The following is a 24,016-nucleotide window of genomic DNA, read 5'->3' as shown; positions in this document are numbered from 1 at the left end:
GAAAATACAATAACAAAACCTGCCTGACTGTTAATAGTATAGCGGTTAACACTGGGCGATCCGCGTTACACCTCGTTAATCGAACGAATTCAACGAATCGACGAGCGCGCCGCCCTCAGACCTTTCTCTGGAGCAGTTATGCGAGTCGTCGTTTTGGGCAGTGGCGTCGTCGGGGTGACGAGTGCTTATTATCTGGCGCGTGCCGGTCATGAAGTGACGGTGATCGATCGCGAGGCCGGCCCTGCGCTCGAAACCAGCTTTGCCAATGCGGGCCAGATATCGCCGGGCTACGCGTCGCCATGGGCCGCGCCGGGCGTGCCGTTAAAGGCCGTCAAGTGGATGTTCCAGAAACACGCGCCGCTGGCAATCCGCCTCGACGGCACGCAATTCCAGTTGCAATGGATGTGGCAGATGCTGCAGAACTGCACGTCGTCCCGTTATGCGGTGAACAAGGGCCGCATGGTCCGTCTCGCCGAATACAGCCGCGAGTGTTTGCAGGCGCTGCGCGCCGAAACCGGCATCCAGTACGAAGGCCGCACAGGTGGCACGCTGCAGGTGTTCCGCACGCAACAGCAGTTCGACGGCGCCGCGAAAGACATCGCCGTGCTGCAGGAAGCCAACGTGCCGTACGAACTGCTGTCGCCGGCCGAACTCGCGCAGGCCGAACCGGCACTCGCCGCGGTCTCGCACAAGCTCACGGGCGGTCTGCGCCTGCCGGGCGACGAAACCGGTGACTGCCAGATGTTCACCACGCGCCTCGCCGCGCTGGCCGAAGAACTGGGCGTCAAGTTCCGCTACAACACGCCGATCGACGCGCTCGCCATGGCGGGCGACCGCATCGCCGGCGTGCAATGCGGCGCTGAACTGGTGCGCGCGGATTCGTTCGTCGTGGCGCTCGGTTCGTACTCGACGAAATTCCTGTCCGGCCTCGTGAAGATTCCGGTCTATCCGCTCAAGGGTTATTCGATCACCGCACCGATCGTCAACGAAGCGTCAGCGCCGGTTTCGACCGTGCTCGATGAAACCTACAAGATCGCGATCACCCGCTTCGACGACCGGATTCGTGTCGGCGGCATGGCCGAGATCGTCGGCTTCGACAAATCGTTGCGCGAGGCGCGCCGCGAAACACTGGAACTGTGCGTGAACGATCTGTTCCCGGGCGGTGGCGACACGTCGAAAGCCACCTTCTGGACCGGCCTGCGTCCGATGACGCCGGACGGCACGCCGATCGTCGGCCGCACACCCGTGCCGAACCTGTTCCTGAACACGGGTCACGGCACGCTGGGCTGGACGATGTCGTGCGGCTCGGGTCAACTGCTGGCCGACGTGATGTCAGGCAAGCAGCCGGTGATCAAGGCCGACGATCTGTCGGTGCATCGCTATCTCGGCGAAACCGGCGGCGCGCATCGCCCGGCTTATGCATAAGGTTTAATGCTTTAACGCTTCGCGAGCGGTTGAGCCGGTTCGTCATCGCAGACAGACCGGCCTGACAAAGACAAACGGCGCCCACAAGGCGCCGTTTGTCTTTTTACGCACGAGCCTTCTCCTTCTACTAGCTGACTCGAGAAACAGGCAGTATCAGAACTGATCGTCCGACAACGCCAGCACACTCTCCCCACCCTTCGCGCTGACAATCGACGCCTCCAGCGCCGAAGCCAGCGGCAACACGTGCTCGGCATAGAACTGCGCGGTCGCGATCTTCGCGCCGTAGAACGACGGATCCTCGGCGCGTTTTTCAGCGGCCACGAGCAACGCGCGCGCCATCTGCCAGCCGCCCAGGACGACACCCGCCAGCTTCAGATACGGCACGCTGCCGGCGAACACCGCGTTCGGATCGTTCTTCGTGTTGGTGACAACAAAATCGACCACCGCGCTCAGCGAACGATGCCCGTGCGCCAGATACGTCTTCATCGATTCGAACGCAGCGCCCTGTTGTGCGCCGAGTGCTTCGATCGTTTCAGCCACGCCGGCCAGCAGCGACTTCGCCACCTTGCCGCCGTCGCGCACGGTCTTACGGCCGATCAGGTCATTGGCCTGGATCGCCGTCGTGCCTTCATAGATCGGCAGAATGCGCGCATCGCGGTAATACTGCGCGGCGCCGGTTTCTTCGATGAAGCCCATGCCGCCATGCACCTGCACGCCGAGGCTCGTCACGTCGATCGACAGCTCCGTGCTCCAGCCCTTCACGATCGGCACGAGGTATTCGTAGATCGCCTGATGTTCAGCGCGCGTGGCTTCCTCAGGATGACGATGCGCGATATCGCAATGAGCCGCGGCGACATAAGCCAACGCTCGCGACGCTTCGGTGAGACCACGCATCGTCGCGAGCATGCGGCGCACGTCCGGGTGCTGAATGATCGCCACCGACTGCTTCGCGGAGCCATCGACCGGCCGGCTTTGCACGCGATCCTTCGCATACGCCACAGCCTTCTGATACGCACGGTCCGACACGGCAACGCCCTGCATGCCCACCGCGAAGCGCGCCGCGTTCATCATAATGAACATGTACTCCAGGCCGCGATTTTCTTCGCCGATCAGGTGCCCGATCGCGCCGCCGTGATCGCCGAATTGCAGCACCGCCGTCGGGCTCGCCTTGATGCCGAGCTTGTGTTCGATCGACACGCAATGTACGTCGTTACGCTCACCGAGCGAACCATCCTCATTGACCAGAAACTTCGGCACGATGAAGAGCGAAATGCCCTTTACGCCTTCCGGTGCATTCGGCGTGCGCGCCAGCACGAGATGGGCGATGTTCTTCGCCATATCGTGCTCGCCCCACGTAATGAAAATCTTGGTGCCGAACAGCTTGAACGAACCGTCACCTTGCGGCTCGGCGCGCGTGCGCACCAGCGCGAGATCGGAGCCGGCCTGTGGCTCGGTCAGGTTCATCGTGCCGGTCCACTCGCCGGAAATCAGCTTGGGCACGTAGGTTTGCTTCTGCTCTTCGCTGCCCGCCGTGAGCAGCGCTTCGATGGCGCCATCCGTGAGTAGCGGGCACAACGCGAACGACAGGTTCGACGCGTTCAGCATCTCGATACAGGCGGTGGCGATCAGCTTGGGCAGACCCTGGCCTTCGTAGTCGACCGGATGCTGCACGCCTTGCCAGCCGCCTTCGCCGAACTGGCGGAACGCATCCTTGAAACCGGGCGTCGCAGTAACCACGCCATCCTTCCAGCTGCTCGGATTGCGATCGCCTTCGACGTTCAGCGGCGCCAGCACTTCGCCGCACAGTTTCGCTGACTCATCGAGCACGGCCTGAGCCGTGTCGAGGTTCGCGTCCTCGAAACCCGGCAGCGTCGCGATGTCTTCGAGACCGGCCAGTTCTTTCATCACGAACAGCATGTCCTTGATGGGCGCCGTATAGCTCATTTCAGTTCTCCTCCTGCCTGTCTGTCGATAAAAAAAGGGCGCTGGACTTGATAGGTCCCGCGCCCTTTCGTGTGCTGCCAGACGCCTTTTAACCGGCGCTGCGGCGCTTAGCCAAGCTCGCTCACGAGTTCCGGCACGACCGTGAACAGATCGCCCACCAGACCGTAATCGGCGACGCTGAAGATCGGCGCTTCCGGATCCTTGTTGATCGCCACGATCACCTTCGAGTCCTTCATGCCGGCCAGATGCTGGATCGCACCCGAGATACCGACCGCCACGTACAGTTGCGGCGCGACGATCTTGCCGGTCTGACCGACCTGATAGTCGTTCGGCACGAAGCCCGCGTCCACTGCGGCACGCGAGGCGCCCAGCGCTGCGTTCAGCTTGTCGGCCAGCGGTTCCAGAACCTTGGTGTAGTTCTCGCCGTTGCCCAGACCGCGGCCACCCGAGACGATGATCTTCGCCGAGGTCAGTTCCGGACGGTCCAGCTTCGTCACTTCACGGCTCACGAATTGCGACAGGCCGCTATCGGCGGCTGCTTCGATCTTCTCGACCGTTGCGCTGCCGCCAACGGCCGCGACGGGGTCGAAACCGGTCGTGCGGACCGTGATGACCTTGATCGGGTCAGCCGATTGAACGGTAGCGATCGCGTTGCCTGCATAGATCGGGCGCTCGAACGTGTCGGCGCTGTCCACTGCGGTGATGTCGCTGATCTGCGCGACGTCCAGCTTCGCGGCGATACGCGGCGCGATGTTTTTACCGTAAGCGGTGGCCGGCGTGAGGATGTGCGAATAGTCCTTCGCAATGTTCAGCACCGTGGCTTCAACGTTTTCTGCCAGACCCGCTGCGAGTTGCGGCGCGTCAGCCAGCAACACCTTGCTCACGCCTGCAATCTTCGCAGCCGCATCCGCTGCGCCCTGCGCGTTTTCGCCTGCCACCAGCACGTGAATATCGCCACCAATCTTCTGCGCGGCTGCAATCGTGTTCAGCGTCGCGGCCCTGATCGACGCGTTATCGTGTTCTGCAATTACCAGATTCGTCATTTCGTCCGTCTCCTCACAGCACCTTGGCTTCGGTCTTCAGCTTCTCGACCAGCGTCTTCACATCCGGCACCTTCACACCGGCGGAACGCTTCGGCGGCTCAACGACTTTCAGCATCTTCAGGCGCGGCGTCACATCAACGCCGAGGTCTTCCGGTTTGATGACTTCCAGCGGCTTCTTCTTCGCCTTCATGATGTTCGGCAGCGTCACGTAGCGCGGCTCGTTCAGGCGCAGGTCGGTCGTGATCACGGCCGGCAGGCTCAGCGACAGCGTTTCCGCGCCGCCGTCCACTTCGCGCGACACCGTCGCCTTACCGTCGGCCACGACCACCTTCGAGGCGAACGTGGCTTGCGGCAAATTCGCCAGCGCAGCCAGCATCTGGCCGGTCTGGTTCGAATCGTCGTCGATCGCCTGCTTGCCGAGGATCACCAGTTGCGGCTGTTCCTTGTCGACCAGCGCCTTGAGCAGCTTGGCCACGGCCAGCGGCTGCAATTCTTCATTCGACTCGATCAGGATCGCGCGGTCCGCGCCGATCGCGAGCGCCGTGCGCAGCGTTTCCTGCGCTTGCGCCACACCCGCCGACACGGCAATCACTTCGGTCGCCACGCCCGCTTCGCGCAGACGCACGGCTTCTTCAACCGCAATTTCGTCGAACGGATTCATCGACATCTTCACGTTCGCGATGTCGACGCCCGTGCCGTCCGATTTCACCCGGACTTTCACGTTGTAATCGACCACTCTCTTCACTGGCACCAGGATTTTCATGCACACGCTCCAAAGTTACGAATACGTCAACCCAACGAACATTATAACGACTGCCCTTTCGCAGCAGCCGTGTCGCGGGCGCTCTAGCAGGAGGATATCGCTCCTCAGCGGCGTGACGGCAATATCGAACGATCGTTCTATTTTAATCTCGAAAAAACCCGGGCGACAACCCCGGGTTAAGACTTACGACTCTAATTTTGCATTGCCGCCGTGTCTTGCCATGCCAACAGTTGGAAAACGGCCGAACAACCGGCCGTCAAATCACCAGGCCGTGATCACCGACCCGCCGAACTTGCTTTCGACGAACTGCTTCACTTCCGGCGAATGATACGCCGCGACCAGCTTCGCAACCCACGGCTTGTTCCTGTCCGCTTCGCGGATTGCGATGATGTTCACGTACGGACCCTTCGGGTCTTCAATTGCGATGGCGTCCTGCTTGGGCTTCAGGCCCGCTTCCATCGCAAAGTTCGTATTGATCGCGGCGGCGTCCACGTCGTTCAGCGAACGCGGGATTTGCGCGGCGTCCAGTTCGACGATCTTCAGCTTCTTCGGGTTGTCGACGATATCGAGCGGCGTTGCCTTCAGACCCGCATCCGCGCGCAGCTTCAGCAGACCTTGTTTTTGCAGCAACAGGAGTGCCCGGCCGCCATTGGTCGGATCGTTCGGCACGGCGATCTTCGCGCCCGGCTGCAATTCGGCCAGCGTCTTCACCTTCTTCGAGTAGAGGCCCATCGGGTACGTGACCGTGTCGGCGATGCGGATCAGCTTGTAGCCGCGATCCTTCACCTGTGCCTGCAAGTACGGGTCATGCTGGTAGCTGTTCGCATCCAGATCGCCGCCGGCAAGCGCCGCGTTCGGCTGCACGTAGTCGGAGAATTCGACGATCTTGATGTTCAGACCGTTCTTTGCCGCGACCGTCTTCACGACTTCCATGATCTGCGCGTGCGGGCCGCCGGTGACGCCGACCTTGATCGTGTCGTCAGCGTGAGCCACCGTGGCGGCAGCGAACAGCGACGCGGCGCCGAGCGTGGCGGCCAGCTTGAGAATGAAACGACGTTGCATGATGGACCTTTTCTCGATTCTGCTTGGCGGGTTCCGATGACCCTTGTTTATTTATGGCTCAAACGACGCACGAGCCAATCCCCGAACGACTGCACCAGTTGCACGAAGACGATCAGGATCACCACGACCGTCACCATCACTTCCGGTAAAAACCGCTGATACCCGTAACGAATGCCCAGATCCCCGAGCCCGCCGCCACCGATCGCACCGGCCATCGCCGAATAGCCGACCAGCGACACGAACGTAATCGTCAATCCGGCGACCACACCCGGCAGCGACTCCGGCAACAGCACTTTGAAAACGATCTGGCTGGTGGTCGCGCCCATTGCCTGCGCGGCTTCAATCAGACCGCGATCGACTTCGCGCAACGCCGTCTCGACCAGACGCGCGATAAACGGCGCCGCGGCAATAGTCAGCGGCACCACGGCCGCAGCCGTGCCGATCGACGAGCCCACCACGAGGCGCGTGAAGGGAATCACGGCGACCAGCAAAATGATGAACGGCGTGGAACGCACCGCGTTGACGATCACCCCCATCACACGATTCACGGCGATGTTCTGCAGCACGCCCTGACGGTCCGTCAAATACAGCAGCACGCCGAGCGGCAGGCCGACCGCCGCGCCGACCAGTCCGGAAATGCCCACCATCACGAGCGTTTCCCAGAACGACTGGACGAACATATCGAACATTTCACTCAACATACGACAGCTCCTCCACCACCACACCCTGTTCGCGCAGATACGTCAGCGCCTGCGCCACCTTCGCCGGTTCACCGCCCGCCAGCACCGCGAGCGAGCCGAACGCCTGCCCCTGAATCTCGTCGATCTGGCCGTGCAGAATGTTGAAGTCGAGTTCGTAGCGGCGAATCGTTTCCGACAGAATCGGTTGATCGACGCCCGAGCCGGTGAATGCGAGGCGCAGCAAATGGCCGCTACCGGTCTTGAGGCGTTCAGCCACGCGCGCCTTCATTGCGGGCGGCAGTTCCTGCGCGATCACGTCGCCGATCAGCGCGCGCGTGACTTCATGATGCGGTTGCAGGAACACGTCGATGACCTTTCCCTCCTCGACCACACGGCCTGCGTCCAGCACCGCGACGCGGTCGCAGACCTGCTTGATCACGTCCATCTGGTGCGTGATCAGCACGATCGTCAGGTTCAGTTCACGATTGATGCGCTTGAGCAGTTCGAGGATCGCGCGTGTGGTTTCGGGGTCGAGCGCCGAGGTCGCTTCGTCGGAAAGCAGCACCTTCGGCTTGCTCGCGAGCGCGCGTGCAATGCCGACACGCTGCTTCTGCCCACCGCTGATCTGCGCCGGATAACGGTCCTTCTGCGCCGACAGGCCGACCAGTTCGAGCAGCGGCAACACGTTCGCCTCGATCTCGTCGCGCTTCATGCCGGCGAGTTCGAGCGGCAACGCCACGTTCTCGTACACCGTGCGCGACGACAGCAGGTTGAAGTGCTGAAAAATCATGCCGATCTCGCGACGTGCTTCGCGCAATTGCGCGGCGGGCAGCGTCGTCAGATCGCGGCCGTTGACAACGATGTTGCCTTCACTCGGGCGCGTCAGCAGGTTGATGGTACGCACGAGCGTACTCTTGCCCGCGCCGCTGCGGCCGATGATGCCGAACACCTCACCCGCCGGAATCGACAGATTGACGTTATGCAACGCCTCGACCCAGCCCCGGGGCCCGGCAAACCGCTGAGAGATATTGCGTATTTCGATCATGGAAAACAAAACGGCGGAGTTTGCCAACGAGCGTTGTGCGCTCCCGACAAGCGGCCGCCGTTGCTTTTATTGGGATTTGAACCCGCGATTCTACCGCAGCGCCGTCATTCCCTTTAATAATCAATTACGATCTTTTCATAACCATAAAGCATTAGAGGCGTGCCCGGCGTGAGACGCTCGCGTGCGCGCGCCCGCTGCGACTATGATCGGGCGATTCGAAATCAGGACACATTCAGGATAAAGGGCAGCCATGGACACAACCCGACCCGGCAATGCGCGTCCCATTGCGGGCGCCCCGAAAGGCGGCGCTGCGCAGCGTTCGACCGTCACGACGAGCGACGGCATCGAACTGCCTCTGTATCGCTGGCCCGCGACAACGCCCTTGCGCGGCACGGTCGCGCTGGTACATGGACTGGCGGAGCACGCAGGGCGTTACGCGGCGCTGGCGGACCGGCTGAATTCGGCCGGCGTTGAACTCGTCGCCATCGATTTGCGCGGACATGGGCATGCGCCGGGCAAACGCGTATGGGTGAACCGTTTCGACGACTATCTGCTCGACGCCCAGGCCTTGCTCGATGAAGCGGCCACCAGTTGCGCCCCGCTGTTCCTGATGGGGCACAGCATGGGCGGCGCGGTCGCGGCGCTATACGCGATCGAACGGCTCGAGGCGAGCGGGCGCCGGCTCAGTGGCCTGATCCTGTCGAGCCCCGCGCTCGCACCGGGTCGTGACGTGCCGCGCTGGATGCTCAAGGTGAGCCAGGTGATTAGCGGCATCTGGCCGACCTTCCCGGCGATGAAAATCGACGCGGCCTTGCTCTCGCGGCTTGAGCCCGTGGTGAACGCCAATCGCAACGATCCGCTGGTTCATCACGGCGCGATTCCCGCGCGTACGGGCGCGGAGTTGTTGCTGGCGATGGCGCGCATCGAACGCGGCCGGGCCGCACTACGCGTCCCGCTGCTGGTGTATCACGGCACCGCCGACAAACTCACTGAACCCGAAGGCAGCCGCGATTTCGGCGCGCACGCCGGTTCGCCGGACAAAACGCTCACGATGCACGAAGGCAGCTATCACGAGACAATGAACGATCTCGACCGGGATCGGGTGATCGGCGCGTTGATCGACTGGATGGAGAAGCGGCTGCACAGAGCCTGAGCAATGGCCGGCTTGTAGATGTTCGGGTTTGCCTACAGCAACGGCACCGAACCCGGCCAGCGGCCAGCAACGGCCCGGCTAACGCTTCCAGTCCGGCGGCCGTTTATCGATGAAGGCCTGCACGCCCTCGAGCGCGGAGTCGTCCATCATGTTGCAGGCCATGGTCTGTCCAGCCAGCTGATACGCCGCTTCGATGCCCATTTCGAGCTGGCGATAGAACAGGCCCTTTCCGGCGCTCACCGCCTCGACAGGTTTCGCGCAGATGCTCTTCGCGAGTCGCGCGACCTCCGCATCGAGCGCATCGGCCGGCGCGACGCGGTTCACGAGGCCTTGCTGTCGCGCCTGCACGGCGTCGATGAAATCGCCGGTGAGCAGCATTTCGAGCGCCGCCTTACGCGACAGATTGCGCGACAGCGGCACTGCAGGCGTCGCACAAAAGAGCCCCAGGTTGACGCCTGAGACGGCAAAACGCGCGGTATCGGCGGAAACGGCCAGATCGCACATCGCGACCAGCTGACATCCGGCCGCCGTGGCAATGCCGTGCACCCTCGCGATCACCGGTTGCGGCAGGCGCTGGATCGTCAACATCAGTTTCGTGCAGCGTGCGAACAAGGCCTGGTAGTAGGCCAGCGACGGCGCCGCGCGCATTTCCTTCAGATCGTGTCCGGCGCAAAAGGCGCGGCCGGCGCCGGCGATCACCACCACCCGCGCATTGGACTGCGCCAACGCCGTCAGCGCCGACTGCAACGCGTCGAGCAATGCTTCGGAGAGCGCGTTGAAGGCATCAGGCCGGTTCATCGTCAAACGGACAACGCCTGGCACGCCGTACGCGTCGTGTTCGATTTCGACCAGTGAAGAAGCGCTGCGCACTTCGGCATTCATGGCTTGCCCCTCGTTGAACTCGTACGGTTCGCGGCACTCGACTAACGCTTGCCGCGTGGAAGCTCAGATTCCGGCCAGCGCGCGCACGTGCGCGACCACGCTGCGCCCGAGCGCCGACAGGTTGTACCCGCCTTCGAGACAACTGACGATCCGCCCACCCGCATAGCGCTTTGCGATCTCGCGCACCTGGTCGGTGATCCATGCGTAGTCGTCTTCGACCAGCCCCATGTTGCCCAGATCGTCTTCGCGATGCGCGTCGAAGCCCGCCGAGATGAAGATCATTTCCGGCTTGAATTCTTGCAGGCGAGGCAGCCACAGCATGTCGACCGCCTCGCGCACCGCCATGCCTTTCGAGCGCGCCGGCATCGGCACGTTGCACATGTTGGGCGCCTGGTTGTCGGCGCCGGTGAACGGATAGAACGGATGCTGGAAGATGCTGCACATCAGAACGCGCGAATCGCCCGCAAAGGCCGCTTCGGTACCGTTACCGTGATGGACGTCGAAGTCGATGATCGCCACGCGCTGCATGCCGTGCACTTCGAGCGCATGACGCGCGGCGATCGCCACGTTGTTGAAAAAGCAGAAGCCCATTGCGCGTGCCGGCTCCGCATGGTGGCCAGGCGGGCGCACGCTGCAGAACGCGTTATCGAAGCGGCCTTCGATAACGGCGTCGGTCGCGGCCACCGCGGCACCCGCTGCGCGCAACGCGGCCTGCAAGGTGTGCGGGTTCATCGACGTGTCGGGATCGATTTCCGCGAGCCCCTGCGCAGGCGAACGGCTGCGGATGTAGTCGACGTGGGCTTGCGTATGCACGCGCAACAGCGCGGCATCGTCGGCGAGCGGCGGCGATTCGCGTTCGATCAGCGAGTCGATGCGGCTCGCGATCAATTGGTCTTCGATTGCCTGCAGCCGGGCCGGGCATTCGGGATGCCACTGCCCCATATCGTGCAGCAAACAATCGGCGTGGGAATAAAAGCCTGTTGCCATGATTCTCGTATGCGGCGCGGCGCTCTCAAAGCGCGCGCGGCGTGTCTCCGTCCAGGGCGCGCACACCAGGCGCACCAACATTTGCCAAGTTACCACACGATGCGACTGTGACGCGCTGGGCACAGTTTTGCGGGAGGCGTCGGGTATACTGCCCCGATCCGTTTTCCCCTGTCTCTTTTGCACTGCGCCCTCAGCTCACTATGACCGTCAAGCTTGCTCTGTCCGCACGAAACCGGCTACGCACGAAGACCGCGGCCGCCGCACTGTCTATCGCATCGTGCATGTTCATGGCAACCAGTCCGGCGATCGCGCAAAGCGTTACGAAGAAACCGCTGCTGGTGGCGCAAAGCCAGCCGCAACCGGCCGTGCCGCAAGGGCAAACCTTCGAAGAAGAGATTATTCCGCAGCGCTACGCGAACAACGCCAATGTGGACGCGTTCATCAGCGACATGGCAGCGCGCTATGACTTCGACGAAGCCGGCCTGCACGCCCTTTTCGCGCGCGTGAGCTATTCGGCCACGGCGGTCAAACTCGTCACGCCGTCGCCCTCGCCGTCGATCAAGAACTGGCGCGTGTATCAGTCGCGCTTTCTCGACCCGGTACGCATCAACGCCGGCGTGCGCTTCTGGCGCGCCAACCAGGCCACGCTGCAGCGCGCCTATGAAGAGTTCGGCGTGCCGCCGGAAGTGATCGTCGGCATCATTGGCGTGGAGACGATCTACGGGCGCTTCATGGGCAACTTCCGTGTGCTCGATGCTCTGACCACGCTCACGTTCGACTATCCGAATACCGCCAATCGCGCGGATCGCCAGGCGACCTTCCGCAAGAATCTCGAAGACTACCTGGTGTGGACGCGCGATTCGCAAATCGATCCGACCACCGTGCTCGGTTCCTATACCGGCGCAATCGGGATTCCGCAGTTCCTGCCGAGCAGCATCGTGGAATACGCGGTGAACTACGACGGCAACAAACAGATCGACCTGCGCACGAGCCAGGCGGATGCGATCGGCAGCGTGGCGAATTATCTGCGCCAGAACGGCTGGGAAAACGGCCGGCCGGTCGTGTGGAAGATTGGCTCGGATGCCGGCAGCCTGGGTGTGGCGCAAGCGGCCGCCGACGGCAAGCCAGAGCCGCATTGGCCGCTGGACCAGTTGCTGCGTGCCGGATTGCTGCTGAACGAGCCAGGCGTCGATGTCGCGGCGGAAGCCGGCACGCCGGTGACCGTGGTGGATCTGCCGTCGCCGGGGCGTGGCACCGAGTACATGCTGGGCCTGAAGAACTTCTACGTGCTGACACGCTATAACCGCAGTTTCTTTTACGCACTCGCGGTTTATCAACTGGGTCAGCGAGTCAAGGCGCAGATGGAAGCGAGCGACGCTGCGAACAACGCCAGCAGCGGTAATGCGGCGGCGCCTGGCGCGGCTTCGCAGTAAGCTGAGCGACGCTTGCCAGTCACTGGCCCGTCAGGTCCGGTCCACATTACAAACAGATAGCAAGCGACACAAAAAAAGCGCCGGTTAAACCGGCGCTTTTTTTTGGCCATCTCAGTTCGAGGATCGCTGAATGCGCCCAGGCGCAATCAAGCCGGGAACACACCCGTCGACAGATACCGGTCGCCCCGATCGCAGACGATAAACACGATCGTCGCGTTCTCGACCTGGCGCGCGATGCGCAGCGCCACCTCACAGGCCCCGCCCGACGAGATGCCGGCGAAGATCCCTTCGACCGAAGCCATGCGCCGCGCCATCGCTTCGGCTGCGGCCTGACTCACATTCTCGACGCGGTCCACGCGGCTACGATCGAAAATCTTCGGCAAATAGGCTTCCGGCCATTTGCGGATGCCCGGAATGCGCGAACCCTCTTCAGGCTGTGCGCCGATGATCTCGATCGCCGGATTCTGTTCCTTCAGGTAGGTGGACACGCCCATGATCGTGCCGGTCGTGCCCATCGACGAGACGAAGTGCGTAATTCGCCCTTCGGTATCGCGCCAGATTTCCGGACCCGTGCCTTCGACATGCGCGGCCGGATTGTCCGGGTTCGCGAACTGGTCGAGGATGATGCCCTTGCCTTCGCGCTGCATCTGTTCGGCCAGATCGCGCGCGTATTCCATGCCGCCCGTGACCGGCGTCAGTACGATCTGCGCGCCATAAGCAGCCATGCTCTGACGGCGCTCCACCGACAGATCTTCCGGCATGATCAGCACCATCTTGTAGCCGCGGATTGCCGCCGCCATGGCCAATGCGATGCCGGTGTTGCCGCTGGTCGATTCGATCAGCGTGTCGCCCGGCTTGATGCGCCCACGCGCTTCCGCCTTCTTGATCATCGACAGCGCCGGACGGTCCTTCACCGACCCCGCGGGGTTGTTGCCCTCGAGCTTTGCAAGGATCACGTTATTGCGGCTGCGGATCTCGTCGTCAGTCAGCCGGACGAGTTGCACGAGCGGCGTATTGCCGATCGTGTCTTCAATCGTTTTGTAAGCCATATCGGTTCTGGTGCTCTCGATAGATGCGCGGGGTCTCTAATCTATCGATTCTAAACCACCATTCGCACGGTCGCCGCGCGGCCCTTCTGAGCGTATGGATGCAGGCGTTGCGAGCGAGCCCCCGCCCGAACGCAAAAAACCCGCGGCTGAGGACCGCGGGAGCCAGTCATCTGCATGACAGCTGAAGGAGTGTTCTTACCCACTCCGACCATGAAGGGGAACGACGGTAACTGACGAGATGCGGGACCGGCCGCGCAGAGGTGACCCGCCTCGCGCGCCCGGCCCGCGTCAGGCTATTTCTTCACCGCCACAGTGGCGTTGCTCTTTTGAGTAGCGGCCGCGCTAGTCGAGTTGGCCGGGTTGGCACCGTTACCCGAAGCGGGCACGCCTTTGCTCTGTGCAGACGCCGCAGCCTGCGTGTTAGCAGCCGCGCCAGCCGGACCGACAGCGAGACCCTCCGCCTGCAGGCGCTCGACGGTATGCCCGCCCATGCCTTTGACGCGCTTGCCGAGATCGACCGGGTCCTTGAATGGACCATGCGCTGAACGCTCTTCGAGAATGGCTTTCGCTTTGGCAGGACCGATGCCCTTGATGCCGCGCAGCGCATCCTCGTTAGCCGTGTTGACGTCGACCGCCGCATACGCGTGGCCGAAAGCGGCGAGCATGGCCGCGGTAACCAGAATTTTTCGAAACATATGGAATCTCCCTCGTACAACCGGTTGGCGACATCACCAACCGGGAGATTCCAGTTTAAAGAGGTATCCGAAAGATTTACACCTGGCCGAATAGCCAACGTACGTACCGATCGACACCTTCCTGCACGCTCAGGAACGGCGCGTCGTAGCCGGTGGCACGCAGCTTCGTCAAGTCGGCTTGCGTGAAGCACTGGTACTTGCCGCGCAATGCATCGGGGAACGGAATGTACTCGATCAGTCCGCGCTGCACCTGATCCGCGAGCGACAACGGCGGCTCGTTATTCAACGCACGCAGCGTGTTGACCACCGTGCTCGCGATGTCGTTGAACGGCTGCGCACGGCCGCTGCCCAGGTTGAAGATGCCCGACTTGTCCGGATTGTCGAAGAAGAACAGGTTCACCTTGACCACGTCTTCGACGGAGACGAAATCGCGCGTCTGTTCGCCGGCGGCATAGCCGTTGTATTCGCCGAACAGCTTGACTTTGCCTTCCGCGCGAAACTGGTTGAAGTTGTGAAACGCCACCGATGCCATGCGCGCCTTGTGGGTCTCGCGCGGCCCATACACGTTGAAGTAACGGAAGCCGGCAATCTGACTTTTCGCTGTGGGCAGCACGCGGCGAATCACCTGGTCGAACAGGAATTTCGAATAGCCGTACACGTTCAGCGGCTGCTCGACTTCGCGCTCTTCGACAAACCGGCTCGAACCGCCATACGTTGCCGCCGAGGATGCATACAGAAACTGGATGTTCTGCGCGAGACAGACGTCGAGCACTTCACGGCTATAGCGGAAGTTGTTGTCCATCATGTAGCGGCCGTCGGTTTCCATCGTGTCCGAGCAGGCGCCTTCGTGGAAAATCGCGCGCACCTTGCCGAAGTCGCCGCGCTTGAAGCGTTCGACGAATTCGGTCTTGTCGAGATAATCGTCGACCTCGCAGTCGACCAGATTCTTGAACTTGTCCGCGCGCGTGAGGTTATCCACCGCAATGATGCGTTGTTCACCGCGCTCGTTGAGCGCCTTCACGAGATTGCTGCCGATAAAGCCGGCCGCGCCGGTGACGATGAGGGTCATGATGATCCTGCGGTAATGTGTTCAGTTGACGCCTCGCGGGTTCCTCTTTTGCGCCGCTGAAACCGAAGCGCGCAAAGCCGGGATTCCCGCGGGCCGCATCAATGAAAGAGTTCGTCGTAGTTGACAGTGGCGGTGCCGAGTTTGCCGACCACGATGCCGGCTGCGCGATTCGCGAGTCCGACCGCCTCGACCAGCGTCAAACCCGCGCCAAGCATGGCGGCGAGCGTGGCGATCACGGTGTCGCCCGCGCCCGATACATCATACACTTCACGTGCAACGGCCGAAGCATGCAGGATGCCGTCGTCGGAGAAGAGCGTCATGCCCTCTTCCGAGCGCGTCAGCAGCAAGGCCTTGAACTCGAGATCGGTGCGGAGTTTAGTCACACGCGCGATCAGATCTTCTTCGGATTTCCATTGGCCGACCACCTCGCGCAACTCGGCGCGATTCGGCGTGATCAGCGTGGCGCCGCGATAGCGCTCCCAGTCGTCGCCCTTCGGATCGACCAGCACCGGTTTGTCCGCCGCGTGCGCCTTCGCGATCATCTGCGTGACGTGCGTGAGACCACCCTTCGCGTAATCGGACATCAGGATCACATCGTGCGACGGCAGCAGGTCGTCGAAACGCGCGAGGCCCGCGAGCAGCACTTCGTGCGCCGGCGAGTTTTCAAAGTCGACGCGCAGCAACTGCTGCTGACGCGACAGCACGCGCAGTTTGATGGTGGTGAGCAAATCCGGATCGCGTTCCAGATGCGGCACCACGCCACTTTCGTCGAGTAATTGCACGATGCGCTCGCCGGGCTCGTCGTGGCCGACCACGCACAGCAACCCCGCTTGCGCGCCGAGCGCAACCGCATTGCGCGCCACGTTCGCCGCGCCGCCGAGCCGATCTTCCTGGCGCTGCACATGCACGACCGGCACCGGCGCTTCCGGCGAGATACGGTTCACGTCGCCGAACCAGTAGCGATCGAGCATGACGTCGCCGACTACCAGCACGCGCGCCGCCCCGAGGCGTTCGCGCGGCACCACGGTCAGTGCCGCTGTGGGTGCGGAGTGAGCAGCCTCAGGCATCGCTGGAGACACCGGCCGGAAGTTCAGAGGGCTGGGCATAAGGTCGTCCGATCGAGTGATAGTCGATGCCGAGTTCGGTCATTGCGTCCGGCTCGTACAGATTGCGGCCGTCGAAAATCAGTGGCGACTTCAGCACTGATTTCAGATGCAAGAAATCCGGGCTCTTGAATTCCTTCCATTCGGTGACGACCACCAGCGCGTCGGCGCCGGTGAGCGTTTCGTCCTGGGTGCTGGTGAAATGCAGACGCGCGAGTTGATCCGGTGCGTCGTGCAAATCGAGCGCGAACACGCGGCGTGCTTCGGCCACCGCCACCGGATCGTAGGCGCGAACCTGCGCGCCACGCGCCAGCAGTTCAGCGATCACGCGGCGGCTCGGCGCCTCGCGCATGTCGTCGGTATTCGGTTTGAACGCGAGGCCCCACACGGCGAACGTGCGGCCGCTCAGGTCTTCACCGAGCTTGCCCGTGATCTTGCGCACCAGCACGTCCTTCTGCTTGTAATTCACTTCCTCGACCGCTTCGAGGATGCGCAGATTGTGGCCGGTTTCGGCGGCGGTGCGGATCAGCGCCTGCACGTCCTTCGGGAAGCATGAGCCACCGTAGCCGCAACCGGCATACAGAAAGTGGTAACCGATGCGCGGGTCCGAGCCGATACCGCGACGCACCGCTTCGATATCCGCGCCGACCCGATCCGCCAGATTCGACATCTCGTTCATGAACGAGATGCGCGTGGCGAGCATCGCATTGGCTGCGTACTTCGTGAATTCAGCCGAGCGCACGTCCATGTACAGCGTGCGTTCGTGATTGCGGTTGAACGGCGCGTACAAACGCTTCATCAGTTCGCGCGCGCGCAGGCCGGCTTCGTCTTCGTCGCTGCCGAGTACGATGCGATCGGGACGCATGAAGTCGTCGACGGCCGCGCCTTCCTTCAGAAATTCAGGGTTCGACACCACCGAAAAGCGGTGCTGCGCGCTATTGGCGAGCCCGCGTTTAGCCAGTTCCTCTTCGACCACCGCGCGCACACGTTGCGCGGTGCCGACCGGCACCGTCGATTTGTCGACGATCACCTTGAAGCCGTTCATCGTACGGCCAATGTTGCGCGCCGCTTCGAGCACGTATTGCAGGTCGGCCGAACCGTCTTCATCGGGCGGTGTGCCGACGGCGATGAATTGCACCTCGCCGTGCGCCACGCTCGCTTCGATATCCGTCGAAAACGTGATGCGGCGCGCCGCGCGCGTGCGGGCAATGATCTCCAGCAAACCCGGCTCGTGAATCGGCACGCCGCCGTTGTTGAGGATTTCGATCTTGCGCGGATCGACGTCGAGACAGAAGACGTCATGGCCGATTTCGGCGAGGCACGCGCCAGTGACGAGGCCAACATAGCCCGTGCCGATAATGGTGATTTTCATACGCTTTCCGGTGGAGGGTTCCGGTGAGGGTTTCTCGTAGTAAACAAGGCCGTCATGATCCCGTCGGCCTAATCCGCCCGACGGGCCGCCGTCGTTGCGGCGCGGCTATACGGATGCATTCGCAATTGCATCCGCGACTGCGTCCGCGTCAATTCGACGCCGTGATCGGTTCGACGCGACGCGGCGCATAGGTTTCCCAACCGCTGCAACCCGGGCACTGCCAGTAGAACAGTCGCGCCCTGAAACCACAATTCTGGCACGTATACCGTGGCAGATTTTTGGTGCGTTGCCGAATTAGCGTACGCATCAATTCGAGCTCGCTGCGCCGCGGCTCTTCCGCGACGGCTTCCTGAGCTTCCAGAAGACGCGTCATGCCCGCCAGATTCGGCGACTTCTGCATCTGCGAGCGCGCCAGCGCATGTGCGGCGTCAGCGCCGCGTATCGCCGCGATATGCGGATAGGTCACGTCGAGCAGATCGTTCGACGGATAGCGGTCAACCCATGTGGTAAGCAGATCGGCACCATCTTGCGGACGGCCGAGCGCCTCATAGGCCTTCATCAGTTTCTCCGCGACGAGCGGCAGATAGGCGGAGTTCTGGTCCTCGACGCGCCGCCACTGGACGATCGCCGCCTCTTGCGAACCGGCCGACGCATCGACGTCGCCGAACAGGATCGTGGCGCGTACGTTGGTCGGGTTCGCTTTTAACGCAAAACCTAGCTGGCGGCGTGCCTCGTCGGCATTTTTCTGCTGCAGTGCTTCCTGGGCGAGCTCGCAATGGAACTGCGCGATTTCCTTGTCGAGCGACTCGGCACCCATGGTTTCCAGGTGACGCGCGGTGTCGATCGACTTAACCCAGTCTTTCTCGATCTGGTAGATGGTGAGCAGCGCACGCTGCGCACCCAGCGCGTAGCTGCCGGTTTCGAGCGTGCGGAAAGTCTCTTCGGCGCGATCGAGCAACCCGGCCTTCAGAAAGTCCTGGCCCAGCTCGTACAGCGCGTGATCGCGCTCGGTGACGGGCAGATCGGTACGGCTCAGCAGGTTCTGGTGCACGCGAATCGCGCGGTCCGTCTCACCGCGGCGGCGGAACAGATTACCCAGCGCGAAGTGCAACTCGATCGTTTCCGGGTCGAGTTTGACGACTTCGATAAACGCGTCGATGGCCTGGTCGGGCTGCTCATTGAGCAGGAAATTCAGGCCACGGAAGTACGAACGCGGCAGGTTGGCGCTTTCAGACAGCAGCGTCTTGAGGTCGTAGCGTGCGGCCATCCAGCCGAACGCAAAAGCGACGGGTATGACAAGCAGCCACCAGAAGTCTAGATCCATGCGATTAAGGCAAATGTGCGGGACAGCGGAAACGGAAAGCCGCGCTTGAAAGGCGCGGCAGAAGACAACTTAGATCAGCGGCGGCATGGGCGGTTGTTCGACCACGACCGGGGCTTCGCGCGCCACACGCAACTCGCGCTTGAGCCGGCCATTCTCCATGCGCAGGCGCACCATCGCCGGCATCGACGACACCAGTCCGGCCAGCAGCCCCACCACGAAGAACGCGAGGCCGATCAGGATCAAAGGCGCCGACCACGCGTAGCCGGCGAGGAAATTCAGCGTAGCAGGTTGCGTATTGGAGAGCGCGAGCACCAGCAGGAGCACGAACACCAGCACACGGATCAGCCAGACGATAAATTTCATGAATAGGTCTCTTGACGGCAGTTGCGGGGTGACGCCGGCTTGATGACGCGTCGCGCCACGGTGTTGCCCGCGCCGAAGTGACCCGTATTGTAATGGATGCCCTCGCGGCTGGGCAGGAACTGGCTAACAGAGGACCGACGCGGGGGAAATTACAGACGAAAAAAAAGCGCCCGAAGGCGCTTTTTCTGGTCTTTTGCCGTCTGGCTTTGGCCGCTGACGCTACCAATGCCATGCTGCGAACCGCACAGCGAAGCATTTACAGGTCGTCGTCATCCGGCTCATCGGCCTTCAACGGCTCGCCCGAACGTCGGTCTACCCGCTCGCGCAATTCCTTGCCCGGCTTGAAGTGCGGTACATACTTCTCAGGTACCAGCACCTTCTCGCCTGACTTCGGATTACGCCCGACGCGGGACGGACGACGATTAAGGCCGAAGCTGCCGAAGCCGCGAATTTCAATCCGATGACCGTTGGCAAGCGCCTCCGACATCGCATCAAGCATCGTCTTCACCGCAAAATCCGCATCTTTAAGTACAAGTTGCGGAAATCGCGTAGCCAGCTGGGCGACCAATTCCGATTTGGTCATACTGCAGCAGACCTCTCAAGAAAACGCCGGGTCGCCCCCATGTTTTTCGCCCCGAAGGAAGTCCCCTCGGAGGACCTGGCGCAAAGCGCCAGGTTGGGGGCGTTCCTCAATTACTGGTTCTGACCGTCGAGCTTGGCCTTCAGCAGCGCGCCGAGGTTCGTCGTGCCGGTAGCAGCCGAGCTCGAATCCGACGAAGCCAGGCCGCGGATCGCTTCCTGTTGCTCAGCCGAATCCTTGGCCTTGATCGACAGGTTGATGCCACGCGACTTGCGATCGATGTTGATGATCATCGCGTTGACCTTGTCGCCTTCCTTCAGCACGTTGCGAGCATCTTCCACGCGGTCTTGCGACAGTTCCGAAGCGCGCAGATAGCCTTCGACTTCCGCCGACAGCTGAACCACTGCACCCTTCGCATCTACCGTCTTGACCACGCCGTCGACGATCGAACCCTTGTCGTTCATTGCAACGAAGTTGCTGAACGGGTCGCCTTCGAGCTGCTTGATACCCAGCGAAATGCGTTCCTTCTCGACGTCGATGCCGAGAACAATCGCTTCCACTTCGTCGCCCTTCTTGTACTTGCGAACTGCTTCTTCGCCCGTTTCCGACCACGACAGATCCGACAGGTGAACCAGACCGTCGATGCCGCCCGGCAGACCGATGAAGACGCCGAAGTCGGTGATCGACTTGATTGCGCCTTGCAGCTTGTCGCCCTTCTTGAAGTTGCGGCTGAAGTCGTCCCACGGGTTCGGCTTGCATTGCTTCATGCCGAGGCTGATACGGCGGCGGTCTTCGTCGATTTCCAGAACCATGACTTCGACTTCGTCGCCCAGCTGCACAACCTTCGACGGTGCAACGTTCTTGTTCGTCCAGTCCATTTCCGACACGTGAACCAGGCCTTCGATGCCCGATTCGACTTCGACGAATGCGCCGTAGTCGGTGATGTTGGTGACCTTACCGAACAGGCGCGTGCCCGACGGGTAACGGCGGGAAATGCCTTCCCACGGATCGTCGCCCAGTTGCTTGATACCCAGCGAAACGCGGTTCTTCTCTTGGTCGAACTTGAGGATCTTCGCGGTGACTTCCTGGCCAACCGACAGAACTTCGCTCGGGTGACGCACACGGCGCCATGCGATGTCGGTGATGTGCAGCAGGCCGTCGATACCGCCGAGGTCCACGAACGCGCCGTAATCGGTGATGTTCTTCACCACGCCTTCCACGATCGCGCCTTCCTTCAGCGTTTCGAGCAGCTTTGCGCGCTCTTCGCCCTGGGTAGCTTCGATCACGGCACGGCGCGACAGCACGACGTTGTTACGCTTGCGGTCGAGCTTGATGACGCGGAATTCCAGCGTCTTGCCTTCGTACGGGGTCGTGTCCTTGACCGGACGCGTGTCAACCAGCGAACCCGGCAGGAACGCGCGGATGCCGTTGACCATGACGGTCATGCCGCCCTTGACCTTGCCCGTGATCGTGCCGGTCACGAGTTCGTTGTTGTCGAGAGCCTTTTCCAGCGACAGCCACGAAGCGAGGCGCTTCGCCTTGTCGCGCGACAGGATCGTGTCGCCATAGCCGTTTTCCAGCGCGTCGATCGCGACGGAAACGAAGTCGCCCGCCTGCACTTCTACCTCGCCCGCGTCGTTCAGGAACTCTTCGAGCGGGATGTAGGCTTCGGACTTGAGACCAGCGTTGACGACCACGAAGTTGTGGTCAACACGCACGACTTCGGCGGAGATCACTTCGCCGGCGCGCATGTCTTGCTTGGTCAGCGACTCTTCGAACAGAGCCGCAAAAGATTCGGTATTCGGGTTGGAAGTTTGCAGGTCGGACATAAAAATCAAAATTTGCATGGTTCTCGCGGTGCCCGGCTGACCGGATGATCAGCAATGACGGCTGTGTGCGAATGCCACGCGGGGTTAAGGGGTTAAAACACGCTCCACGACACTCGTGGAGCACCTACTGACAACGCCTACTTCTACTGCGCCCGCTACTCAGTCAGATACCACTCAGACATCAAGCATGCGGGACCAATGCTTCATACCACTGCACCACCTGTTCAACCGCCTGGTCGATCGACAATGCCGAAGTATCAAGCAGCTTTGCATCCGCTGCGGGCTTGAGCGGCGCGGCCGCGCGCTGACTGTCACGCTCGTCGCGCTCACGCAAATCCCGGAGCAAGTCATCTATATTAGCAGAAAATCCTTTTTGGATCAATTGCTTATGCCGGCGCGCCGCACGGGCTTCGACGCTGGCGGTCATGAACACCTTCAGCACGGCGTCCTGAAAGATCACAGTGCCCATGTCGCGGCCGTCCGCGACCAGCCCCGGCTCCCTGCGAAAAGCCCGCTGACGGGCCACCAGCGCGGTTCTTACGGGGGCGTGCACGGCAATCGACGAAGCCCGGCTGCCGACTTCCTCGGCGCGAATGTCGGCGGATACGTCGGCACCGTCGAGCTGCGCCAGCCCCTCGCGGAACGTGATATGCAGATCGTCGATCAGTTTTACCAGCGCCTCGACGTCATCCGCCACGATGTTGTAGCGCATGCTGGCCAACGCGGCGAGCCGGTACAGCGCGCCGCTATCCAGCAAATGGAAGCCAAGATTCGCGGCGACCAGCGCAGCCACGGTGCCTTTGCCGGAGGCGCTGGGGCCGTCGATCGTAATGACGGGCGTTTGGTGAAAGGGACGGATCGGTTTCATCGAAAAAGTCGCACGTCAGTCGATTCAGAAGCGAATCAGGGTTGAGCGAGCGCGGTGAAGCGCTCGAAATAATCGGGGAACGTCTTGCCGACGCACTTCGGGTCGTTGATCCGGATCGGCACGCCGCCCAAGCTCACGAGCGAGAAGCACATCGCCATGCGGTGATCGTCGTAAGTGTCGATCGAGGCGTTCGGAATCAATTTTTCAGGCGGCGTGACGACGAGGAAATCCTCACCCTCCTGCACTTTCGCGCCGACCTTGCGCAACTCGGTGGCCATCGCGGCGATCCGGTCGGTTTCCTTCACACGCCAACTGGCAATATTGCGCAGCGTGGTCGTGCCGTCCGCGAACAGCGCGGCAACGGCGATCGTCATGGCGGCATCGGGAATCAGGTTGAAGTCCATGTCGATCGGATCGAGCTTGCCGTTGTCGTTGCCGACTCCGCGCACTTCGATCCAGTCGTCGCCCATCTGCAGGTTCGCGCCCATCTTGATCAGCGCATCGGCAAAGCCGACGTCGCCCTGGATGCTGGAGCGGCCCACGCCTTCCACTCGTAGCGGTCCGCCGCCGAGCGCGCCGGCCGCGAGGAAATACGACGCCGACGATGCATCGCCTTCCACCATGATGGTGCCCGGCGACTGATAGCGCTGCCCCGCCGGCACGACGAAGCGATGCCATTCATGGCGCTCGACCTTGATGCCGAAACGCTCCATCAGCTTGATCGTGATCTCGATGTACGGCTTCGAGATCAGCTCGCCGTCCACCTGCACGACGGTTACGCCGCTTTCCGTGCGCAGCAGCGGCAAGGTCATCAGCAGTGAAGTCAGGAACTGGCTCGACACGTCGCCACGCACGCGGATCGGCGCGTCGGCCGTGATTTGCGCCGGGCGAATCCGCAGCGGCGGATAACCTTCGTTCTCTTCATAGTCGACTTTCGCGCCAAGCTGGCGCAAGCCGTCGACCAGATCGCCGATCGGCCGTTCGTGCATGCGCGGCACGCCGTGAATACGATAATCGCCGCCGTTCACCGCGAGCGCCGCGGTCAGCGGACGCACCGCCGTGCCGGCATTGCCGAGGAACAGATCGGCGGTGCGTGCTGTAAACGCGCCACGCGTACCGGTCACGACACAAGTGTCGCCCTCGCGCTTCAGACGCACGCCGAGCTTTTCAAGCGCGTCGAGCATCACGCGGGTGTCGTCGGAGTCGAGCAGATTCGTGATCGTCGTTTCGCCTTCGGCGAGCGCCGCGAGCAGCAGCACACGATTCGAAATGCTTTTCGAGCCGGGCAAACGAACCGTGCCGGACGCACGAGAGAATGGTCCGAGATCGAGGAATTCCATGATTGAG

General features: G+C 62.0%; 22 protein-coding genes. 3 read left to right on the top strand and 19 right to left on the bottom strand.

From position 1 onward, the window contains the following. Nucleotides 1–138 precede the first annotated feature (138 nt). Nucleotides 139–1,425: a D-amino acid dehydrogenase gene (locus tag GH665_RS04415; RefSeq protein WP_153134831.1), complete on the top strand. Its 1,287-nt coding sequence runs from the start codon at nucleotides 139–141 to the stop codon at nucleotides 1,423–1,425. Nucleotides 1,426–1,578: 153 nt separating this feature from the next. On the opposite strand, the gene GH665_RS04410 is transcribed toward GH665_RS04415, so the two are convergent. The 6 genes from GH665_RS04410 to GH665_RS04385 all read right to left on the bottom strand — a co-directional run bounded on the left by GH665_RS04410 (nucleotide 1,579) and on the right by GH665_RS04385 (nucleotide 7,962). Continuing rightward, nucleotides 1,579–3,369, bottom strand: a complete 1,791-nt coding sequence (locus tag GH665_RS04410; RefSeq protein ID WP_153134830.1) for an acyl-CoA dehydrogenase — start codon at nucleotides 3,367–3,369, stop codon at nucleotides 1,579–1,581. A 107-nt stretch (nucleotides 3,370–3,476) separates the two neighbouring features. Then, a complete protein-coding gene (locus tag GH665_RS04405) occupies nucleotides 3,477–4,412 on the bottom strand; it encodes an electron transfer flavoprotein subunit alpha/FixB family protein (protein WP_153134829.1) in 936 nt (311 codons plus the stop codon). A 13-nt stretch (nucleotides 4,413–4,425) separates the two neighbouring features. Next, nucleotides 4,426–5,175 carry an electron transfer flavoprotein subunit beta/FixA family protein gene (locus GH665_RS04400; RefSeq protein ID WP_153134828.1) on the bottom strand — a complete coding sequence of 250 codons (750 nt, stop codon included), beginning with the start codon at nucleotides 5,173–5,175 and terminating at the stop codon, nucleotides 4,426–4,428. Nucleotides 5,176–5,436: 261 nt separating this feature from the next. Next, nucleotides 5,437–6,237 carry a MetQ/NlpA family ABC transporter substrate-binding protein gene (locus GH665_RS04395; RefSeq protein ID WP_153134827.1) on the bottom strand — a complete coding sequence of 267 codons (801 nt, stop codon included), beginning with the start codon at nucleotides 6,235–6,237 and terminating at the stop codon, nucleotides 5,437–5,439. Nucleotides 6,238–6,284: 47 nt separating this feature from the next. Next, entirely contained in the window at nucleotides 6,285–6,938 is a 654-nt protein-coding gene (locus GH665_RS04390) for a methionine ABC transporter permease (protein ID WP_054037200.1), read from the bottom strand. Next, nucleotides 6,928–7,962, bottom strand: coding sequence for a methionine ABC transporter ATP-binding protein (locus GH665_RS04385; RefSeq protein ID WP_028200067.1), 1,035 nt, complete (start codon nucleotides 7,960–7,962; stop codon nucleotides 6,928–6,930). The genes GH665_RS04390 and GH665_RS04385 overlap by 11 nt, the downstream gene beginning before the upstream one ends. Before the next feature lie 250 nt (nucleotides 7,963–8,212). On the opposite strand from GH665_RS04385, the gene GH665_RS04380 reads away from it, so the two are divergent. Continuing rightward, the gene (locus GH665_RS04380) at nucleotides 8,213–9,115 is read left to right on the top strand and encodes an alpha/beta hydrolase (RefSeq protein ID WP_153134826.1); all 903 of its coding nucleotides are present in this window, start codon (nucleotides 8,213–8,215) and stop codon (nucleotides 9,113–9,115) included. Nucleotides 9,116–9,193: 78 nt separating this feature from the next. Here the strand turns inward: GH665_RS04380 and GH665_RS04375 are convergent, their stop codons facing one another. After that, a complete protein-coding gene (locus GH665_RS04375) occupies nucleotides 9,194–9,997 on the bottom strand; it encodes an enoyl-CoA hydratase (protein ID WP_153134825.1) in 804 nt (267 codons plus the stop codon). 63 nt (nucleotides 9,998–10,060) lie between these two features. Further along, the gene (locus GH665_RS04370) at nucleotides 10,061–10,984 is read right to left on the bottom strand and encodes a histone deacetylase family protein (protein ID WP_153134824.1); all 924 of its coding nucleotides are present in this window, start codon (nucleotides 10,982–10,984) and stop codon (nucleotides 10,061–10,063) included. A 281-nt stretch (nucleotides 10,985–11,265) separates the two neighbouring features. Here GH665_RS04370 and mltB point away from each other — a divergent pair, with 281 nt between their 5' ends. After that, nucleotides 11,266–12,417 (top strand): lytic murein transglycosylase B, encoded by a 1,152-nt coding sequence (gene mltB / locus GH665_RS04365; protein WP_246216268.1) that lies wholly within the window; start codon nucleotides 11,266–11,268, stop codon nucleotides 12,415–12,417. Between the two features lie 146 nt (nucleotides 12,418–12,563). On the opposite strand, the gene cysM is transcribed toward mltB, so the two are convergent. From cysM to aroA, 11 genes are all read right to left on the bottom strand, one after another. Beyond that, complete coding sequence (cysM, locus tag GH665_RS04360; RefSeq protein ID WP_028200072.1) at nucleotides 12,564–13,466, bottom strand: cysteine synthase CysM; 903 nt, start codon at nucleotides 13,464–13,466, stop codon at nucleotides 12,564–12,566. Nucleotides 13,467–13,759: 293 nt separating this feature from the next. Continuing rightward, entirely contained in the window at nucleotides 13,760–14,161 is a 402-nt protein-coding gene (locus GH665_RS04355) for a ComEA family DNA-binding protein (RefSeq protein WP_153134822.1), read from the bottom strand. Nucleotides 14,162–14,237: 76 nt separating this feature from the next. Continuing rightward, entirely contained in the window at nucleotides 14,238–15,230 is a 993-nt protein-coding gene (rfaD, locus tag GH665_RS04350; protein WP_153134821.1) for an ADP-glyceromanno-heptose 6-epimerase, read from the bottom strand. A 98-nt stretch (nucleotides 15,231–15,328) separates the two neighbouring features. Beyond that, nucleotides 15,329–16,336, bottom strand: a complete 1,008-nt coding sequence (rfaE1, locus tag GH665_RS04345) for a D-glycero-beta-D-manno-heptose-7-phosphate kinase (RefSeq protein ID WP_153134820.1) — start codon at nucleotides 16,334–16,336, stop codon at nucleotides 15,329–15,331. Then, on the bottom strand, nucleotides 16,290–17,705 hold the full coding sequence (locus tag GH665_RS04340; RefSeq protein WP_153134819.1) for a UDP-glucose dehydrogenase family protein: 1,416 nt from the start codon (nucleotides 17,703–17,705) through the stop codon (nucleotides 16,290–16,292). The genes rfaE1 and GH665_RS04340 overlap by 47 nt, the downstream gene beginning before the upstream one ends. 148 nt (nucleotides 17,706–17,853) lie before the next feature. Then, on the bottom strand, nucleotides 17,854–19,029 hold the full coding sequence (gene lapB / locus GH665_RS04335; protein ID WP_153134818.1) for a lipopolysaccharide assembly protein LapB: 1,176 nt from the start codon (nucleotides 19,027–19,029) through the stop codon (nucleotides 17,854–17,856). A gap of 69 nt (nucleotides 19,030–19,098) precedes the next feature. After that, complete coding sequence (locus GH665_RS04330; protein WP_074282569.1) at nucleotides 19,099–19,392, bottom strand: LapA family protein; 294 nt, start codon at nucleotides 19,390–19,392, stop codon at nucleotides 19,099–19,101. Nucleotides 19,393–19,648: 256 nt separating this feature from the next. Then, complete coding sequence (locus GH665_RS04325) at nucleotides 19,649–19,975, bottom strand: integration host factor subunit beta (protein ID WP_028200079.1); 327 nt, start codon at nucleotides 19,973–19,975, stop codon at nucleotides 19,649–19,651. A gap of 110 nt (nucleotides 19,976–20,085) precedes the next feature. Next, complete coding sequence (rpsA, locus tag GH665_RS04320) at nucleotides 20,086–21,819, bottom strand: 30S ribosomal protein S1 (protein WP_153134817.1); 1,734 nt, start codon at nucleotides 21,817–21,819, stop codon at nucleotides 20,086–20,088. 163 nt (nucleotides 21,820–21,982) lie between these two features. After that, the gene (gene cmk / locus GH665_RS04315) at nucleotides 21,983–22,669 is read right to left on the bottom strand and encodes a (d)CMP kinase (RefSeq protein ID WP_153134816.1); all 687 of its coding nucleotides are present in this window, start codon (nucleotides 22,667–22,669) and stop codon (nucleotides 21,983–21,985) included. A gap of 35 nt (nucleotides 22,670–22,704) precedes the next feature. Beyond that, entirely contained in the window at nucleotides 22,705–24,009 is a 1,305-nt protein-coding gene (aroA, locus tag GH665_RS04310) for a 3-phosphoshikimate 1-carboxyvinyltransferase (protein ID WP_030101252.1), read from the bottom strand. Between the last annotated feature and the right edge of the window lie 7 nt (nucleotides 24,010–24,016).

The sequence above is a fragment of the Paraburkholderia agricolaris genome, from assembly GCF_009455635.1.
In the GTDB taxonomy this organism is placed as follows: Bacteria; Pseudomonadota; Gammaproteobacteria; order Burkholderiales; family Burkholderiaceae; genus Paraburkholderia; species Paraburkholderia agricolaris.
This window is presented reverse-complemented; position numbering and strand designations above follow the sequence as displayed.

What these genes read in the sequence shown, in the direction of transcription:
- GH665_RS04415 (WP_153134831.1), top strand. Translation starts at nt 139, where the DNA reads ATGCGAGTCGTCGTTTTGGGCAGTGGCGTCGTCGGGGTGACGAGTGCT.
- GH665_RS04410 (WP_153134830.1), bottom strand. Translation starts at nt 3,369, where the DNA reads ATGAGCTATACGGCGCCCATCAAGGACATGCTGTTCGTGATGAAAGAA.
- GH665_RS04405 (WP_153134829.1), bottom strand. Translation starts at nt 4,412, where the DNA reads ATGACGAATCTGGTAATTGCAGAACACGATAACGCGTCGATCAGGGCC.
- GH665_RS04400 (WP_153134828.1), bottom strand. Translation starts at nt 5,175, where the DNA reads ATGAAAATCCTGGTGCCAGTGAAGAGAGTGGTCGATTACAACGTGAAA.
- GH665_RS04395 (WP_153134827.1), bottom strand. Translation starts at nt 6,237, where the DNA reads ATGCAACGTCGTTTCATTCTCAAGCTGGCCGCCACGCTCGGCGCCGCG.
- GH665_RS04390 (WP_054037200.1), bottom strand. Translation starts at nt 6,938, where the DNA reads ATGTTGAGTGAAATGTTCGATATGTTCGTCCAGTCGTTCTGGGAAACG.
- GH665_RS04385 (WP_028200067.1), bottom strand. Translation starts at nt 7,962, where the DNA reads ATGATCGAAATACGCAATATCTCTCAGCGGTTTGCCGGGCCCCGGGGC.
- GH665_RS04380 (WP_153134826.1), top strand. Translation starts at nt 8,213, where the DNA reads ATGGACACAACCCGACCCGGCAATGCGCGTCCCATTGCGGGCGCCCCG.
- GH665_RS04375 (WP_153134825.1), bottom strand. Translation starts at nt 9,997, where the DNA reads ATGAATGCCGAAGTGCGCAGCGCTTCTTCACTGGTCGAAATCGAACAC.
- GH665_RS04370 (WP_153134824.1), bottom strand. Translation starts at nt 10,984, where the DNA reads ATGGCAACAGGCTTTTATTCCCACGCCGATTGTTTGCTGCACGATATG.
- mltB (WP_246216268.1), top strand. Translation starts at nt 11,266, where the DNA reads ATGTTCATGGCAACCAGTCCGGCGATCGCGCAAAGCGTTACGAAGAAA.
- cysM (WP_028200072.1), bottom strand. Translation starts at nt 13,466, where the DNA reads ATGGCTTACAAAACGATTGAAGACACGATCGGCAATACGCCGCTCGTG.
- GH665_RS04355 (WP_153134822.1), bottom strand. Translation starts at nt 14,161, where the DNA reads ATGTTTCGAAAAATTCTGGTTACCGCGGCCATGCTCGCCGCTTTCGGC.
- rfaD (WP_153134821.1), bottom strand. Translation starts at nt 15,230, where the DNA reads ATGACCCTCATCGTCACCGGCGCGGCCGGCTTTATCGGCAGCAATCTC.
- rfaE1 (WP_153134820.1), bottom strand. Translation starts at nt 16,336, where the DNA reads ATGCCCAGCCCTCTGAACTTCCGGCCGGTGTCTCCAGCGATGCCTGAG.
- GH665_RS04340 (WP_153134819.1), bottom strand. Translation starts at nt 17,705, where the DNA reads ATGAAAATCACCATTATCGGCACGGGCTATGTTGGCCTCGTCACTGGC.
- lapB (WP_153134818.1), bottom strand. Translation starts at nt 19,029, where the DNA reads ATGGATCTAGACTTCTGGTGGCTGCTTGTCATACCCGTCGCTTTTGCG.
- GH665_RS04330 (WP_074282569.1), bottom strand. Translation starts at nt 19,392, where the DNA reads ATGAAATTTATCGTCTGGCTGATCCGTGTGCTGGTGTTCGTGCTCCTG.
- GH665_RS04325 (WP_028200079.1), bottom strand. Translation starts at nt 19,975, where the DNA reads ATGACCAAATCGGAATTGGTCGCCCAGCTGGCTACGCGATTTCCGCAA.
- rpsA (WP_153134817.1), bottom strand. Translation starts at nt 21,819, where the DNA reads ATGCAAATTTTGATTTTTATGTCCGACCTGCAAACTTCCAACCCGAAT.
- cmk (WP_153134816.1), bottom strand. Translation starts at nt 22,669, where the DNA reads ATGAAACCGATCCGTCCCTTTCACCAAACGCCCGTCATTACGATCGAC.
- aroA (WP_030101252.1), bottom strand. Translation starts at nt 24,009, where the DNA reads ATGGAATTCCTCGATCTCGGACCATTCTCTCGTGCGTCCGGCACGGTT.